Source organism: Streptomyces sp. NRRL B-1140, from assembly GCF_001280065.1.
GTDB lineage: Bacteria > Actinomycetota > Actinomycetes > Streptomycetales > Streptomycetaceae > Streptomyces.
In genome coordinates this window covers 87,526-104,648 of the sequence record NZ_LGEA01000002.1, presented here as the reverse complement: position 1 = coordinate 104,648, position 17,123 = coordinate 87,526, and the positions used below count along the sequence as shown (strand labels likewise).

Here is a 17,123-nt window from a genome sequence, read left to right as displayed (position 1 = left end):
GGAGGTGAGGCGCATGACCGGCGCGGACCCGGGGCTGTTCGGTCCGGAATCGGTGACCTGGCAGCTCCACAGCGACCCCGTGATGTGGATCGCGGGCGTCCGTGCGCTCTACCTCCAGGCCCTGCATCCACGCGCGGTCCGCGGGGTCATGCAGAATTCCGACTTCCGGCGGGACGCCTGGGGCCGCCTCCTGCGCACCGCGAGCTTCGTCGGCACGACGACGTACGGCACCACCGAGGCGGCGGAGCGCGCGGGGGCCCGGGTCCGGAAGATCCACCGCATGCTGACCGCCACCGACCCGGACACCGGTGAGTGCTACGGAGTCGACGAACCCGCCCTGCTGACGTGGGTGCACTGCGCCGAGATCGACTCGTACCTGCATGTCGCGCGCCGGTCAGGATTCCGGCTCACCGACGCGGAGGCCGACCGTTACGTCGCCGAACACCGGCAGAGCGCACGCCTGGTGGGCCTCGACCCCGACGCCGTACCGGGGGACCGGGCCGAGCTGGCCGCGTACTTCGAGAAGGTGCGCCCGGTTCTGGCTTCGGGTCCCGAGGCACGTGAGGTGGACGACTTCCTGCTCCGCCCGCCGACCCACCCGCTCCTCGTGCCGGCGCGCGAGGTGCTGTGGCGGCGCGTGGCACACCTGGCGTACGCCTCGTTGCCGCCGTACGCCCACGAGTTGTACGGCAGGCCGGCCCCCGCCCCGGCCGCCGTCACCCGTCGACTGCGCCTCGCAGGCCTCCTGCTGCGCCGCGTTCCCGCACGTGTGCGCTGGCAACTCCCGCCCAAACACATCCTGCGCGCCATGGAGAGGCTCGGCCCCGACGCCCGCCCCGCACCGTACAAACTCGGACGATAGGCCGCCATACTGGGTGGGCCGAGGGGCGGGCGGACAGCTACCGGGGGGAGCGTCGCGCGAGATGGGGGACAACAGGCTCATCCAGGGCCGGTACCGGCTGCTCGATCTGATCGGGCGGGGTGGCATGGGCGAGGTGTGGCGGGCCCGGGACGAGTCCCTGGGCCGGCACGTCGCCGTCAAGTGCCTCAAACCGCTGGGCCCGAACCACGATCACGCGTTCACCCGTGTGCTGCGGGAGCGGTTCCGCCGCGAGGCGCGGGTGGCCGCCGCGCTGCAGCACCGGGGCATCACCGTCGTGCACGACTTCGGCGAGTCCGACGGCGTCCTCCATCTCGTGATGGAGCTGCTGGACGGCCGCAACCTCAGCCAGCTCCTGGAGGACAACAAGCAGCACCCGCTGCCCGTCGCGGACGTCGAGGAGATCGCCGAGCAGGTCGCCGCCGCCCTCGCCTACTGCCATGAACAGGGCATCGTCCACCGGGACCTGAAACCCGCGAACATCATGCGGCTCGGCGACGGCACCGTGAAGATCTGCGACTTCGGCATAGCCCGCCTCGGCCACGACATCGGTTTCACCTCACGGCTGACCGGCACCGGCATCGCCATGGGCACCCCGCACTACATGTCCCCGGAGCAGATCGGCGGCACCGAGGTCGACCGGCGCAGCGACCTGTACTCGTTCGGGTGTGTGCTGTACGAGATCGCCACCGGCGTACCGCCGTTCGACCTCGGCGACGCCTGGGCGATCCTCGTCGGCCACCGCGACACCCCACCCCGCCCGCCGCGCGAGCACCGGCCCGAACTGCCCGAGTACCTCGAGCGGATCATCCTGGACCTGCTCGCCAAGGAACCCGCGCAGCGCCCCGACGACGCCCGCGAGCTGGCCCGCCGGATCAGCGCCCACCGGGCCGCGCCCGCGTACGCACCCGCCGTCGTGGGGGCCCGCCCCGCTCCCGGCGAGCCGGCGGGTCCGGCCCGGCTGCCCGCCTGGACACGCGGCATGACCACCGGCCACAAGGCGACCGGCACGGGACTGCGGACCACCCCACCCGACCCGGCGGCCGGGCTGTCCGGCGAGTGGATCGCACGGCCCGCCACCGGCCCCGTCGTCGCCGAACCCGTCCCCGCGCAGCGGCCCGCCCCGCCCACCGAGGTCCTCACCGCCCTGGCCGGCCGGCACAACGCGGGGCTGAGCCTCGGCCGGCTCGGCCGCTGGACGGAAGCGGGCGAGGTGCACCGGGCCGTGGCCGCCGAACGCGAACACCTCCTCGGCCCCGACCACCCCGACACCCTCTCCAGCCGCTACGAGATCGCCTTCACCCTGAGCCGCACGGGCCGCGCCGCGGACGCCCTGCGCGAGTACAAGCACGTCGCCGCTGCCAGGATCCGCACCCTCGGCGCCGATCACCCCGACACGCTGGCCGCACGCCAGGAGATGGCCTACGTCCTCGGCCGGCTGGGCCGCCCCTTCGACGCCCACCGCGTCTACACCTCGGTGCTCACCGCCCGCGAGCAGCTCATGGGCCCCGACCACCCCGACACCCTGCGCTGCCGCCACAACCTCGCCTTCAACCTCAGCCGCCTCGGCCGTCTGGAGGACTCCTCCCGCATGGCCCGCGAGGTGGCCGCAGCCCGGGCCCGCGTGCTCGGCCCGGACCATCCCGACACGCTCGTCACCCGCTACGAAGTCGCCTACACCCTGGGCCAGCTGGGCCGCTGGGCCGAAGCCCTGGAGATCTACCGGGACGTCGCCGAGGCCCGTGGCCGGGCCCTCGGCCCCGACCATGCCGACACGCTCGCCGCCCGGCACGAGATCGGCATCAGCCTGGGCCGGCTCGGCCGCAGCGCGGAGGCCCTGGACCTCTACCGCGGCCTGGTCGCGGACCGCACCCGCAGCCAGGGCTCCGCCCACCCCGAGACGTTGCGCGCCCGGCACGGAATCTGCGTCAACCTCGGCCGGCTCGGCAGCTGGGAGGAGGCCCTGACCGAATCCCGTGACGTGGCCGCGCTCCGCGAGCAGGTCCTCGGCCCCGACCACCCGGACACCCTGGTCAGCCGCCGCGAGGTCGCCGTCGGCCTCGGCTGGCTGGGCCGCTGGGCCGACGCGCTCACCGAGTACCGGTGCGTGGCCGGCGCCCGCGAACGCGTCCTCGGCGCCGACCACCCCGACACCCTCGCCAGCCGCAACGACGAGGCCCACTGCCTCGAACAGCTCGGCCGCGGCACCGAGGCCATGGCCCTGTACCGAAGAGTGGCGGCCCTGCGTGAGCAGCGAGCCGCGGCCGGTCACTGACCCCGGCGGGACGGGGGCAGGCGCCGTCTGGCCGACCCGGATCACCCCGTGTTACCAAGAACCATGACCGCACCCGAGGGACCCCGCGCACACCGGACCTACGACGCCGTCATCGTCGGCGGCGGCCACAACGGCCTGGTCGCCGCCGCCTATCTGGCCCGGGCCGGGCGCTCCGTGCTGGTCCTGGAGCGGCTGGACCACACGGGCGGCGCCGCGGTGTCCACCCGGCCCTTCACCGGGGTCGACGCCCGGCTGTCCCGCTACTCGTACCTGGTCAGCCTGCTGCCGAAGAAGATCGTCCGGGACCTCGGGCTGGACTTCCGGGTCCGCACCCGTACCGTCTCCTCCTACACACCCGCCGAACGCGACGGCCGGTCCACCGGACTCCTCGTCGGCGGCGGCGAGCGCCGCACCAGGGAGGCGTTCGCCCGGCTCACGGGCTCCGACCGCGAGTACCGGTCCTGGCAGGAGTTCTACGGCAGGACCGGCCGCGCCGCCCGGCGGATCTTCCCGACCCTCACGGAACCGCTGCCCGCACGCGAGGAACTGCGCCGCCGCCTCGACGACGAGGAGACCTGGCGGATGCTGTTCGAGGAGCCGATCGGTGTCGCCGTGGAGGAGCACTTCCAGGACGACCTGGTGCGCGGTGTCGTCCTCACCGACGCTCTCATCGGCACCTTCGCCGGCGCCCACGACCCCTCCCTGAAGCAGAACCGCTGCTTCCTCTACCACGTGATCGGCGGCGGCACCGGAGACTGGGACGTGCCGGTCGGCGGCATGGGCGCGCTCACCGACGCCCTCGCCGGCGCGGCGCGTGCGGCCGGAGCGGTCCTCGCCACCGGCCACGAGGCGCAGCGCATCGCCACGGACGGCCGGACCGTAGAGGTCACGTACCGCACGGCCGACGGCGAAGGCACCGTCGCCGCCCGGCACGTCCTGGTGAACGCCTCACCGCGGGCCCTGGCGGAGCTCACCGGCGACACGCCGCCGGTGCCCGCCGAAGGCGCGCAGCTGAAGGTGAACATGCTGCTGAAGCGGCTGCCCCGGCTGCGCGACAGCGCCGTCGACCCGCGCGAGGCATTCGCCGGCACCTTCCACATCGCCGAGGGTTACGAGCAACTGGCCACCGCCTACGCCCAGGCCGCCGCCGGGCACCTGCCCGCCGCGCCGCCCTCGGAGATCTACTGCCACTCGCTCACCGACCCCACCATCCTCGGCCCCGGCCTGGCAGCGCAGGGCTACCAGACGCTCACCCTCTTCGGCCTGCACACCCCGGCCCGCCTGTTCGAACGGGACAACGACGCCGCTCGCGAGGACCTGCTGAAGTCCACCCTCGCTCAGCTCGACGCCCACCTGGCCGAACCCCTCGCCGGCTGCCTGGCCACCGACGCGGACGGACGGCCCTGCATCGAGGCCCGGACCCCGCTCGACCTGGAGCGGGACCTCGGCCTGCCCGGCGGCAACATCTTCCACCGCGAGCTGAGCTGGCCCTACGCCCAGGACGGCACCGGCCGCTGGGGCGTGGAGACCGGCCGCGCGAACGTGCTGCTGTGCGGGGCGGGCGCGGTGCGCGGGGGAGGGGTCAGCGGGGTGCCGGGACACAACGCCGCCATGGCCGTGCTGGAGAACACCGGAGGGTGACTGATCAGTCGGCCTCCCGCGTCCACCCCACGGCCTGCACGCGCGCCGCGTCCGCCGGGCGCCGCTCGTCGAACAGGAGGTCCCCGGCGTCCTCCACACGCAGGCCGTCCGCGTAGCAGCCGCGCCCCACGTACAGCCGGTCCGTCGTGTACCGCCAGCGCAGGGTGAGCTCCCGTGCGGCGGGTACGTCGGCGGTGAGCCCGTGCCAGACGCGGCCGGACCAGCCGGTGACCGAGCCCGACGGGTGCTGCTCAGGGTGCTGACCGCGGCGGAAGGTGGTGAAGGGCACGGGCTGCCAGCTCGTGCCGCCGTCGGCCGAGGCCTCCAGGACCAGCACGTCGGCTGCCGGCTCGATGTCCCACCACAGCGCGCAGCGCAGCCGCGCCCGGCCGGCGGACGTGTCGAGCGCGGGCAGGGCGAGGGTCGCCGTCGTGGAGAGGGCCGTCCCGGAGAACCAGGCCGTGCGTCCCCGCGCCGGCCGGACCGGCACGGCCCGCGCCATGTGGTTCGCCGCGGCGACCCTGGGGGCCGAACCGGAACGCCAGCTCCGCACCGGGTGGACCGAGTTGCCGAGGACGATCAGGAACGAGTCCGTCGTCGGGTCCAGCACCAGCGAGGTGCCGGTGAAGCCGGTGTGCCCGGCCGTGCGCGGCGTGGCCATCGCACCCATGTACCAGTGCTGGTACAGCTCGAAGCCCAGGCCGTGCTCGTCTCCGGGAAAGGCGGTGTTGAAGTCGGTGAACATCAGCTCCACCGACTCCGGGCTCAGGATGCGGGCCCGCCCGTAGACGCCGCCGTTGAGCAGCGTACGGCCGAGGACCGCGAGGTCCCAGGCGTCGGAGAACACACCCGCGTGACCCGCGACGCCCCCCAGTGCGAAGGCGTTCTCGTCGTGCACCTCGCCCCACACCAGGCCCCGGTCGAGGCCGGACCACGGTGCACGCGCGTCCTCCGTGGCGGCGATCTTCGGCCGCCAGGACGCGGGCGGGTTGTAGCGGGTGCGGCGCATGCCGAGCGGCGCGGTGATCTCGTCGCGCAGGAGGGTGTCCAGAGTGCGGCCCGTGACGCGCTCCAGCACGAGCTGCAGCGAGATGAGGTTCAGGTCCGAGTACAGATACGCCGCGCCTGGCGCGCTGACCGGCCTCTCGGTCCAGATGAGCTGGAGCTTGTCCTCGTGCGTGGGCGCACCGTACAGGGGGATCCAGGCACGGAACCCGGAGGTGTGCGTGAGGAGCTGACGGATCGTGATGTCCTGCTTGCCCGCGCGGGCGAAGTCCGGCAGGTACGAGGAGACCTTCGCCTCCAGCCCCAGTGCGCCCCGCTCGATCTGCTGCACGGCGAGGATCGAGGTGAACAGCTTCGACACCGACGCCAGGTCGAAGACGGTGTCCTCGGCCATGGGGATCTGCTCGCCGGGCGGGAACTCGACACCCGTGTCGGTCTTCTCGTCGTAGGCCCGGTAGCGCACCGCCATGCCGATCGGCCGGTGCAGCGCGACGGTGCCGCCGCGTCCGGCGAGCAGGACGGCGCCCGCGTACCAGGGATGCTTGGGGGAGGGGGCGAGGAACGTCTCCGCGTCGGCGACGAGCCGGCGCAGATGGGAGGGGAGCAGCCCGGCGCGTGCGGCGGAGCCGTGCCGCAGGGTGGGGCGGCGGCCGCTCCTTGCCGGAGCGGCCTCGGCGGGCCCCGCGGGCAACGGGGCGAGGGTGAGCGCACCGCCCAGGGCCACGCCCGCTCGGGCCAGTTGACGCCGGGTCGGTCCGCCGTTCGCCGCTCTGCCCGTCACCGCGCATCCCTTCGCATCGACCGCCTCGCATGTCCCGGGAAGTATGTCCCCCGGGTGTCACCGCGAATCCGGCGGAAAGCCCCCAACCAATCTGACGGAGCATCAGAAAACCTCTTCCGTCCTCCGGGGGACTCCGGCATCCTGCGCCCATGCAGACGGAGCTGAGCCAGACCCTGGGAATCGAGCACGCCGTCTTCGGCTTCACGCCGTTCCCCGCCGTCGCCGCGGCCATCAGCCGGGCCGGCGGCTTCGGCGTGCTCGGCGCGGTCCGCTACACCGCCCCCGACGAACTCAAGCGCGACCTGGACTGGATCGAGGCCCACGTCGACGGCAGGCCGTACGGGCTGGACGTCGTGATGCCGGCGAAGAAGGTCGAGGGCGTGACGGAAGCCGACGTCGAGGCGATGATCCCCGAAGGGCACCGGCAGTTCGTCCGGGACACCCTCGCCAAACACGGTGTGCCCGAACTCGCCGAGGGCGAGGCGTCCGGATGGCGCATCACCGGCTGGATGGAGCAGGTCGCCCGCAGCCAGCTGGACGTCGCCTTCGACTACCCGATCCGGCTCCTCGCCAACGCCCTCGGCTCCCCGCCCGCCGACGTCATCGCCCGCGCCCACGACCAGGACGTCCTCGTCGCCGCCCTCGCGGGCAGCGCCCGGCACGCCCGCAAGCACCAGGACGCCGGGATCGACATCGTCGTTGCGCAGGGCTACGAGGCGGGCGGACACACCGGCGAGATCGCCTCCATGGTGCTCACCCCGGAGGTCGTCGACGCCGTCGCACCGCTGCCCGTCCTGGCCGCGGGCGGCATCGGCAGCGGACAGCAGGTGGCCGCGGCCCTCACCCTGGGAGCCCAGGGGGTGTGGCTGGGCTCCCTGTGGCTGACCACCACCGAAGCGGACCTCCACTCGCCCGCCCTGACCCGCAAGCTCCTCGCGGCCGGCTCCGGCGACACCGTCCGCTCCCGTGCGCTGACCGGCAAGCCCGCCCGCCAGTTGCGCACCGAGTGGACCGACGCCTGGGACGACCCGGCCGGGCCCGGCACCCTGCCCATGCCCCTGCAGGGCCTGCTGGTGGCGGAGGCCGTCTCGCGCATCCAGAAGTACGAGGTCGATCCGCTGCTCGGCACGCCGGTCGGCCAGATCGTCGGCCGTATGAACAGCGAACGCAGCGTCCGGGCCGTCTTCGACGACCTCACCCGCGGCTTCGAGCAGGCCGTGGACCGCGTCAACCGCATCGCCGGAAGGAGCGGACAGTCGTGAGCACACCCCCCGTGGGCTTCTGGGCCCAGGCCACCGAGGATCCCGGCCGCACGGTACTCGTCGCGCCCGACGGCGAGGAGTGGACCGCCGGACGCCTGCACGCCGCGGCCAACCGGCTCGTACACGGCCTGCGCGCGGCCGGGCTGGAACGCGGCGACACCTTCGCGGTGGTCCTGCCCAACGGCGTCGAGTTCCTCACCGCCTACCTCGCCGCCAGCCAGGCCGGGTTCTACCTCGTCCCCGTCAACCACCACCTCGTCGGACCGGAGATCGCCTGGATCGTCTCCGATTCCGGGGCCAAGGTGCTCCTCGCCCACGAGCGCTTCGCCGAAGCGGCCCGCCCCGCCGCCGACGAGGCCGGCCTGCCGGCCACCCACCGGTACGCCGCCGGCACGGTCGAGGGCTTCCGCCCGTACGCCGAACTCCTGGACGGGCAGCCCGAGTCGGCGCCAGCCGACCGCACGCTCGGCTGGGTCATGAACTACACCTCGGGCACCACCGGCCGCCCCCGCGGCATCCGCCGCCCGCTGCCCGGCAAACCGCCGGAGGAGGCGTACCTCGGCGGTTTCCTCGGCATCTTCGGCATCCGCCCGTTCGACGACAACGTGCACCTGGTGTGCTCGCCGCTCTACCACACGGCCGTCCTGCAGTTCGCCGGCGCGTCCCTGCACATCGGTCACCGGCTGGTCCTCATGGACAAGTGGACGCCCCAGGAGATGCTTCGGCTCATCGACACCCACCGCTGCACCCACACCCACATGGTCCCCACCCAGTTCCACCGCCTGCTGGCCCTCCCCGACGAGGTGAGGGACCGCTACGACGTCTCCTCCATGCGGCACGCCATCCACGGTGCCGCGCCCTGCCCCGACCACGTGAAGCGGGCCATGCTCGACTGGTGGGGCCCCTGTGTGGAGGAGTACTACGCGGCCAGCGAGGGCGGCGGCGCCTTCGCCACCGCCGAGGACTGGCTGAAGAAGCCCGGCACGGTCGGAAAGGCCTGGCCCATCAGCGAGCTCGCGATCTTCGACGACGACGGCAACCGGCTGCCGCCCGGTGAACTCGGCACCGTCTACATGAAGATGACCACCGGCGGCTTCACGTACCACAAGGACGAGGCCAAGACCCGCACCAACCGCATCGGCGACTTCTTCACCGTCGGAGACCTGGGCCACCTCGACGAGGACGGCTACCTGTTCCTGCGCGACCGCAAGATCGACCTGATCATCTCCGGAGGCGTCAACATCTACCCGGCCGAGATCGAATCGGCCCTGCTCGCCCACCCCGCCGTCGCCGACGCCGCCGTCTTCGGCATCCCGCACGACGACTGGGGCGAGGAGGTCAAGGCGGTCGTCGAACCGGCCCCCGGACACCGGCCTTGCCCGGCCCTCGCGGCGGACCTCCTCGACCACTGCGCCCACCGGCTCGCCGGGTACAAACGCCCCAGGAGCGTCGACTTCATCACCGAGATGCCCCGGGACCCCAACGGCAAGCTGTACAAGCGGCGGCTGCGGGAGCCGTACTGGGAGGGCCGGACGCGACCGGTGTGAGCCCCCGCCGGAGCGGGCGGGGTGCCGCCCCCCGAGGAGCGGCACCCCTCGCGCACGGTCAGCGACGCTCGTGCACCCGCACGACCCTCAGCTTCGGCGAGGACGCGATGTCCTTCTCGCAGAAGCGCGACGCCACCCACTTCTCACCGGAGAACAGCCGCGTCTGGTCGGCGAAGTGCGGGGACTTCGGGTTCGACGACTGGGAGTACGTCAGCAGCGTGCGGGCCACCGGACAGCGGCTGCCGTCCCAGCCGACCGCCTGGAGATGACTGGACCCGAACGGCACATCCGTGTAGCCGCCGCCGGCCGCGTCCCACGTCGGTTCGAGCACGTTCCACACTCCGAGCCGCCCCGCGCCGCCCGGCACGGGCAGGCGCTCACCGCCGCGCACGACGAACTGGTGCGCGCCGAGGGGCGCGTCGAGCGCGATGCCCGCTCTCCGCAGCTCGGCCACCGCGTCGGCGAGGGCGGCAGGGAAACCGGCCGCCTCGGTGTTCAGCGTGTTCGGCGTGCGGACCGGGTCCGCCGCCGAGAACGGCACCTTCCACAACCGGTCGGCCGGCACCGTCTGTTCGAGCCTGCGCCAGAACCGGTCGAAGAGCAGCGCTCCCCGGCTGCCGGTGTCCATGGTGCGGTCCCACGCCTTCAGCACCCCACAGGCCGCCGAAACATCCACCGTCGTGCCGTCGCTGCCCGTCGCCGCACCGCCGGGCAGCGCGGAGCAGGCCCGTGCCACGTCCTCGGCGGCGAGATCCCCCGCGGGCACCCGGTTGGCGAACTGCTGCCGCTGCAGGTCGCGCACGGTCAGTCCGCCGCGGTCCGCCATCGCCGCGACGTCCTCGACCGCGCCACGCGTACGCAGACCGAGCGCGGTGCCCACCGTGCCGAAGATCCGCTCGTACCCCGTGAGCGGCCGGTCGGCGTTGGTCATCCACGCGGTGCCGTTGGAGTTCTCCGCGTACGGGGCGTCCTTCAGTGTCGGCATCCTCGACGGGCCGAAGATCCCCGGCACGACGGCGTCGGGGTCGCTGCCGAGCGCGCAGTCGCCGCGCGAGCCGTCGAGGATCGCGATCCCCGACGCCGGGTACGTGGTCCTGCCGAGGTCCGTGGAGCAGCGCTGCGCCAGCTCGTCGGTGATGCGGGGCAGTACCTGGGACTGGGTGAACAGGGAGTGCCCCGCGCGGTCGGCGGCGAGCGTGTTCACCCAGGGGATGCCCTGGTGCCGGTCGAGGGAGGCGAGGACGTCGGCCGTGCTGCGCGCCTTGCCGAAGCCGAGCGAGGTGTCGGAGAAGCGGAGGTTGGCCGCGTTCGGATCGTTGAGGGCGTAGGCCGTCCCGGCGGTCCACGGCAGCGGGACCTGAGAGCTGAGGGAGGTGACGACGGGGCCGTAACGGGTCCACCACTGAGCGCGGGTGACCGGGGCGCCGTCCTTCACGGCGACCGTCACGGTCCGCTTCTTCATGCGCTCCGGCCTGCCGTCCACCAGGTAGGCCGTGGGATCGGCCGGATCGAGCGTCAGCCGGTGGAAGCCGGCCGGAATGCCGGTGGAGACGGTGTGGCTCCACGCCACGTGTGCGTTGAACCCGATGGAGATCGCCGGGGTGCCGAGCAGGGAACCGCCGGACACGTTCAGCTCGCCCGGGATCGTCTGCTGCGACTGCCAGAACCGCCGCCCGCCGTCCCACGGATAGTGCGGATTGCCCAGCAGCAGGCCACGGCCGTTCGCCGTGGTGTCACCGCGGAAGGCGACCGCGTTGGAGCCCATGCCGGGATCGCCCCACAGCTCCTTTGCCGCGTCCGCCGCGGCCTTCGCCGCTGCCTTTCCGCCCGGCGTGCGGGCGGACGGGGCGCCGGGGGCGGTGGTGGCTCCGGCCGGCGGCTGCGCGGTCGTGATCGTCTCCACGAACCGCCCCTCGCCGGAGATCGAGGCGATCGCCAGGCCCCGGGCCGCAACGTCCAGTTCGGAGACCGGCCGGACCCAGGACGCGCCCGCGCAGGAAGGGTCCGTGATACTCCGCTGCTTCAGCCAGGCGTTGTAACCGGCGGCCCAGCCGCGCATCATGTCCCGGACCTGACGGCTGGGACCCACGGGCGCGGGTTCGGCGAGCAGCTTCTCCACGGTGCGGCTCTCGCGGACCCCGCCGAAGTACAGGTCGCTGGTGAGGTTCGTCCTGGCCGCCGAGAGGTCGCCGCCGGCGGGCGCGTCGGAGCCGAAGTACCGTGACCGCTCGCCCCGCAGCGTCACGAACCCGTCGGCGAGCGTGCACACCTCGTCTGCGGCCTGCGCCCAGCCCGTGCCGAAGCCCAGGTCGGCGTAGTTCTTCGCGAGAATGTGCGGAATGCCGTACTCGGTGTAGCGGATGACGGCCGAGTGGCCGTCGCCGGAAAGGTGTCGCTCTGCCCGCTGCTGGGTTGTGGCGGCCGCCGCGGGTAACGCCGACGCGGCGGTGAACAGGGCCGTGGCCCCGAGAACGAGTCGTCTCAGACGGCTGCGCATCGTGCCCTCCAACATGGTCGAGGGAAAGGAGTGACGTGGGTACGAACCTGGTTCGCACGTCCGCCGGTTTCATGACACCGGACGCCGTCGACCGCGGCGGGGTTGCTCGCGGCCGGTCAGCGCCCCGGCTCCCGGCCCGCCCGGGGTCCTTGACCTCCCCGGGTGGCCGACAGAGGATCATGTGCCATGACGACGCCCGGACATGGCAGCACGGTCGACGGAGTCCTGCGGCGCAGCGCCCGGCGCACACCCGCGCGCGTCGCCGTGGAGTACGCCGAGCGGACCTGGACGTACGACGAACTCGACAACGCCGTCTCCCGCGCGGCGAGCATCCTCCTCGCCCAGGGGCTGGCCCCCGGGGACCGGGTCGGCGCCTTCGGCCACAACTCCGACGCCTATCTGATCGCCTTCCTGGCCTGCGCCCGGGCGGGGCTGGTGCACGTACCCGTCAACCAGAACCTCACCGGCGACGACCTCGCCTACATCATCGGCCAGTCCGGCAGCTCCCTGGTCCTCACCGACCCGGGCCTGGCGGCGCGACTGCCGAGCGGCGTACGGACGTTGCCGCTGCGTGACGCCGACGAATCGCTGCTCGCACGGCTGCCCGGGGCACCCGCCCACGACGGCCCCGAGCCGCGCTCCGAGGACCTCGTGCAGCTGCTCTACACCTCCGGGACGACCGCCCTGCCCAAGGGCGCGATGATGACGCACCGGGCCCTGGTGCACGAGTACCTGAGCGCGATCACCGCTCTCGACCTCAGTGCGGGCGACCGCCCCGCGCACTCCTTGCCGCTGTACCACTCGGCGCAGATGCACGTCTTCCTGCTGCCCTACCTCGCCGTGGGCGCGACGAACATCATCCTCGACGCACCCGACGGCGACCGGCTCTTCGACCTGATCGAAGCGGGCCGTGCGGACAGCCTGTTCGCGCCGCCCACCGTCTGGATCGCCCTGTCCGGCCGCCCCGACTTCGCCACCCGCGACCTGAGCGGCCTGCGCAAGGCGTACTACGGCGCGTCGATCATGCCGGTCCCGGTACTGGAACGGCTGCGGGAGCGCCTGCCGGGCCTGGCCTTCTACAACTGCTTCGGCCAGAGCGAGATCGGCCCGCTGGCCACGGTCCTCGCGCCCGACGAGCACAAGGGCCGCATGGACTCCTGTGGCAGGCCCGTGCTGTTCGTCGACGCGCGCGTGGTCGACGAGCACGGCGAGGACGTACCCGACGGCGCCCCCGGCGAGATCGTCTACCGCTCCCCGCAGCTGTGCGAGGGCTACTGGGACAAGCCCGAGGAGACCGCCGAGGCCTTCCGCGACGGCTGGTTCCGCTCCGGCGACCTCGCGGTGCGCGACGCACACGGCTACTTCACGATCGTCGACCGGGTGAAGGACGTCATCAACTCCGGCGGGGTCGTCATCGCCTCACGGCAGGTCGAGGACGCGCTGTACACGCACCCCGGCGTCGCCGAAGCGGCGGTCGTGGGCCTGCCGGACGAGCGCTGGATCGAGGCGGTGACGGCCGTCGTCGTGCCGCGGGGCGAGGTCTCGGAAGCGGAACTGATCGACCATGTCCGGGAGCGACTGACCCCCTTCAAGGCGCCGAAGCGGGTGGTGTTCGTGGACGAACTCCCGCGCAACGCCAGCGGCAAGATCCTCAAGCGCGAGCTGAGGAACGTCCTGGGGAACGGGTAGCGCGCGGTCCGGGGAACCGGGTTGTGCCGGACCGGCTCCGGACGCGAGGATCTACGGCATGCCGATCTTCGGTGCCCCGGACGGGACCCGGCTGGCCTTCCACCTGCGCGGTGCGGGCGAGCCGCTCGTCGTGCTGCCCGGCGGACCCATGCGCGCCTCCGCCTACCTGGGAGACCTGGGCGGACTGGACGCCCACCGGCAGTTGGTCCTCCTCGACCTGCGCGGCACGGGGGAGTCCGAGACGCCGGCGGATCCCGGGACGTACCGCTGCGACCGGCTCGTGGACGACGTCGAGGCGCTGCGGAGCCATCTGGGCCTGGAGCGGATGGACGTGCTCGCGCACTCGGCGGGCGGCAGTCTGGCCATGCTGTACGCGGCCCGGTATCCGCAGCGGCTGGGACGGCTGGCGCTGGTCACCGCCACCCCGTGGGCACTGGGGTGGCCGGCCACGCCCGGGGACCGGCTCGCGGCGGCCCGACTGCGGGCGTCGGAACCCTGGTTCCCGGACGCGTTCCCGGCGTTCGTGGCCTGGCTGGAGGGCACCGGCGACTTCGACCCGGTGTTCCTCCCGTTCTTTTACGGACGCTGGGACGACACCGCCCGGGCCCACGCCGACCGCGAGGAGACCGAGACCAACGACGACGCGGCGGAGGTCTACGGCGGCGACGGCGCCTACGAACAGGCCACGACGCGCGGAGCGCTGGCCCGGGTGAGAACTCCCGTGCTCGTCCTGGCCGGTGAGGTCGACGGCGGTCCGAGCCCGGCGCTCGCCCGGCGTGCCGCGGACGCCTTCCCGGCGGCCGAGTTCGCGGTGCAGCCGGGAGCGGGGCACTACCCGTGGCTCGACGACCCGCGAGGGTTCACGCAGCGGGTGGCCGCCTTCTTCTCCTGACCAGGGACGCACGCGCCTCTGCTGTCGGCAGAGCGGCTCCGGCTCCGGCGCACTCTTCGCCTAGCGTGCCCGGCATGGACACAACACCACGCACCGTGCGGGCGAACGGCATCACTCAGGCCTACCGCGTCTGGGGACCGCAGGACGCGGAGCCCCTTGTCCTGCTGCACGCCCGCGGGGCCGACGGCGCCGACTGGACGCCGATCGCCCCGGCCCTGGCCACCGGACCCGCCGGGCCCCGCCGTGTGTACGCCCCCGATCTGCGCGGACACGGCCGGAGCGACTGGCCCGGGGGATACGCGTACGAGACCATGCGCGACGACATCCACGCCCTCCTCGGCGTGCTCGGCATCGACCGCACCGACGTCGTGGGCCACTCGCTCGGCGGCGCCGTTGCCTACCTGCTCGCCCAGCGCAGTCCGGGGCTCGTGCGGCGGCTCGTCCTGGAGGACGTGCCCGCGCCCTTCCCGCTGGACCCGCCCCGCCCACGCGCGGAACGGCCCGGCGGGGACACGCCGTACGACTGGGACATGATCCTGGCCACCGACGAACAGCGCAACGCCCCGAACCCCGTGTGGTGGGACCACATGGGCCGGATCACCATGCCCACGCTGCTGATCGGTGGCGGGCCGAGCAGCCCGATCCCGCAGGAGCAGATCGCCGCATTCGCCGAACTGCTCCCCGACTCCCGCCACATCACCCTCGACGCGGGACATCTCGTGCACGAGACCCGTCCGAGGGAGTTCCTCGCGGCCGTGACGGAGTTCCTCAGCCCTGCGGCCCGTACGCCGTCATGAAGCGGTCGCGGAACTTGTCCATGCCCCATCGGGGCGCGTTCCCGGCCGGCTTGAGGCCGTCCGTCCAGCCCCAGTCGGCGACCCGGTCCAGGACCTTCTTGTCGTGGGCGACGATCGTCACCGGCACGTCCTTGCCGGTGTCCCCGGCGAGGACCGTCGGCACCGGCTGGTGATCACCGAGGAACACCAGCACCGTGTCGTCGTCGCCGTAGCGCTCGACCCATTCGGTCAGGCTGCGGATCGAGTACTCGATGGCCTTGCGGTACTCGGCGCGCACCTTCTCAGGGTCCTTCCAGACCTCCGTGGGGTCGGTGCCCTCCTTCTTGATCCGGTGGAACACCGAGCCGTCGCCGAGGTCGTTCCAGTCGATCATGTGGGCGATGGGGGACCAGGGGTTGTGGCTGGAGGCCAGGATGATCTCCGCCATGATCGGCTCGCGGTCCTTCTTGCCGTGCTCCAGCCGCTGGAAGGCCTCCAGGCTGAACTGGTCCGGCACGGGCGTCCAGCTGAAGTACGGGCCGTGGTAGCCGAGATGCTCGGAGTCGTAGATGTGGTCCAAACCGAAGTACTTCCCCTCCGGCCAGGCCCGGCGCACACCCGGCACGATGCCGACGGTCCGCCAGGCACCCGTCTTGCCGAAGTACTTCGTCAGGGTCATGCGATCGCTCGTGGTCAGACTGCGGTACCGCTGCTGGTTCTTGATCCACAGTCCGGACAGGAACGTCGAGTGGGCGAGCCAGCTGCCCGCGCCCGTCACCGGCGACTGCAGCCAGCCGCTGCGCGACTCGAAACCGGCCGCCTTCAGCCTGCCGGTGCCCTCCGTGAGCACGGCGTCGGTCTGCCGCGCCATCGCCGGGTCGTCGATCGCGACCCTGCCGTAGCTCTCGATGAACGTGAACAGCACGTCCTTGCCGCGCAGCCCCGTGAGCAACTGGTCGGGCGGCGTCTTGGCGAAGGCGTCCACCGAGGCCTGCTTGTCGAAGATCCGGGCGTCCCGCAGCCCCGCGCGCACCTGGTCCACCCGGTTGCCCACGAACTCGGCGTTGCCCTTGGTGGCGACCGGCACGGTGCCGATCTGCACCCCCAGCGTCATGCAGGTGATCCACGCCGTGCCGAGGATCAGGATCGTACGGCCCGCGACCGGCCGGTGCCGGACCATCAGGTTCGTCAGCCGCACCACCGCCAGGGTGGTGAGGACGAGCAGCGCGACGAGCAGCACGATCACCCCGGCCACGGCCAGCACCTGGCCGGTGCGCCCGAACGTCTCCCTCAGGAAGTCCGTGCCGTTCTGGATCAGGATCCAGTCCAGGACCAGGTCGAACGGCCGGGCCAGGATCTGGTAGAAACCCATGTCGGTGAACTTCAAGGCCGTGAGCAGCCCGAGGAACGCCCCCGCGACCACCGACGTGATCCGGCGGGGCTTCGGCGGCAGGGCGAGCAGCAGGCCCGCGAGCAGGACTCCCTCGGCGGGGATGCGGACGAACGACGCGAACTCGATGCGCTCGATGCGGTTCGGCACCAGCAGCGCGAACAGCACCAGGGCCCCGGCCAGCACGGTCGTACCCAGGGAGACGCCCCGTGCCGCACGGGGGTAGCGGTGCCGCCAGCCGAACCAGCCGGGCTTCGTCGCCGGGGGCGGTGCCGGGGCGGCGTTCTCGGCGGCGTCGTCCATGGCGGTGCCGTCCACCGGATCCGCCGTGCCGGTGTCTCCATCGGGTTTCGCCCCGCCCTCGGCCGTGTCGTCCGAAAGCTGACGGGAGCGAGTGAAGAGCGACACCCGGTGGTCCTTCCGTGCGGTCTTGCGATGGCATGCCGAACAGAGCCCCGGTGGGCCCGTCTGCCACCACCAGTACGTCC

At 72.7% G+C, this 17,123-nt stretch carries 11 protein-coding genes; 8 read left to right on the top strand and 3 right to left on the bottom strand.

The annotated features are described in order from the left end of the window. Nucleotides 1-13 precede the first annotated feature (13 nt). The 3 genes from ADK65_RS02435 to ADK65_RS02425 all read left to right on the top strand — a co-directional run bounded on the left by ADK65_RS02435 (nucleotide 14) and on the right by ADK65_RS02425 (nucleotide 4,796). Nucleotides 14-862 (top strand): oxygenase MpaB family protein, encoded by an 849-nt coding sequence (locus ADK65_RS02435; RefSeq protein WP_053668108.1) that lies wholly within the window; start codon nucleotides 14-16, stop codon nucleotides 860-862. Nucleotides 863-923: 61 nt separating this feature from the next. Then, nucleotides 924-3,155 carry a serine/threonine-protein kinase gene (locus tag ADK65_RS02430; protein ID WP_053668107.1) on the top strand — a complete coding sequence of 744 codons (2,232 nt, stop codon included), beginning with the start codon at nucleotides 924-926 and terminating at the stop codon, nucleotides 3,153-3,155. Nucleotides 3,156-3,218: 63 nt separating this feature from the next. Beyond that, nucleotides 3,219-4,796 (top strand): phytoene desaturase family protein, encoded by a 1,578-nt coding sequence (locus tag ADK65_RS02425; RefSeq protein WP_107092199.1) that lies wholly within the window; start codon nucleotides 3,219-3,221, stop codon nucleotides 4,794-4,796. Between the two features lie 4 nt (nucleotides 4,797-4,800). On the opposite strand, the gene ADK65_RS02420 is transcribed toward ADK65_RS02425, so the two are convergent. Then, nucleotides 4,801-6,582: a serine hydrolase domain-containing protein gene (locus ADK65_RS02420; RefSeq protein WP_053668105.1), complete on the bottom strand. Its 1,782-nt coding sequence runs from the start codon at nucleotides 6,580-6,582 to the stop codon at nucleotides 4,801-4,803. A 149-nt stretch (nucleotides 6,583-6,731) separates the two neighbouring features. On the opposite strand from ADK65_RS02420, the gene ADK65_RS02415 reads away from it, so the two are divergent. After that, nucleotides 6,732-7,844 (top strand): NAD(P)H-dependent flavin oxidoreductase, encoded by a 1,113-nt coding sequence (locus ADK65_RS02415; RefSeq protein ID WP_053668104.1) that lies wholly within the window; start codon nucleotides 6,732-6,734, stop codon nucleotides 7,842-7,844. Then, nucleotides 7,841-9,391: an acyl-CoA synthetase gene (locus tag ADK65_RS02410; protein ID WP_053668103.1), complete on the top strand. Its 1,551-nt coding sequence runs from the start codon at nucleotides 7,841-7,843 to the stop codon at nucleotides 9,389-9,391. The genes ADK65_RS02415 and ADK65_RS02410 overlap by 4 nt, the downstream gene beginning before the upstream one ends. A gap of 58 nt (nucleotides 9,392-9,449) precedes the next feature. Here ADK65_RS02410 and ADK65_RS02405 read toward each other — a convergent pair whose 3' ends face one another. Beyond that, entirely contained in the window at nucleotides 9,450-11,888 is a 2,439-nt protein-coding gene (locus ADK65_RS02405; RefSeq protein ID WP_053668102.1) for a penicillin acylase family protein, read from the bottom strand. Between the two features lie 186 nt (nucleotides 11,889-12,074). Between ADK65_RS02405 and ADK65_RS02400 the strand changes: the two genes are divergently transcribed. The 3 genes from ADK65_RS02400 to ADK65_RS02390 all read left to right on the top strand — a co-directional run bounded on the left by ADK65_RS02400 (nucleotide 12,075) and on the right by ADK65_RS02390 (nucleotide 15,266). Then, entirely contained in the window at nucleotides 12,075-13,577 is a 1,503-nt protein-coding gene (locus ADK65_RS02400; RefSeq protein ID WP_053668101.1) for an acyl-CoA synthetase, read from the top strand. A gap of 58 nt (nucleotides 13,578-13,635) precedes the next feature. After that, entirely contained in the window at nucleotides 13,636-14,469 is an 834-nt protein-coding gene (locus tag ADK65_RS02395) for an alpha/beta fold hydrolase (RefSeq protein ID WP_053668100.1), read from the top strand. A 74-nt stretch (nucleotides 14,470-14,543) separates the two neighbouring features. After that, nucleotides 14,544-15,266 carry an alpha/beta fold hydrolase gene (locus ADK65_RS02390; protein ID WP_053668099.1) on the top strand — a complete coding sequence of 241 codons (723 nt, stop codon included), beginning with the start codon at nucleotides 14,544-14,546 and terminating at the stop codon, nucleotides 15,264-15,266. On the opposite strand, the gene ADK65_RS02385 is transcribed toward ADK65_RS02390, so the two are convergent. Continuing rightward, nucleotides 15,238-17,043, bottom strand: coding sequence for a hypothetical protein (locus tag ADK65_RS02385; protein ID WP_053668098.1), 1,806 nt, complete (start codon nucleotides 17,041-17,043; stop codon nucleotides 15,238-15,240). The genes ADK65_RS02390 and ADK65_RS02385 overlap by 29 nt on opposite strands. Nucleotides 17,044-17,123 lie beyond the last annotated feature (80 nt).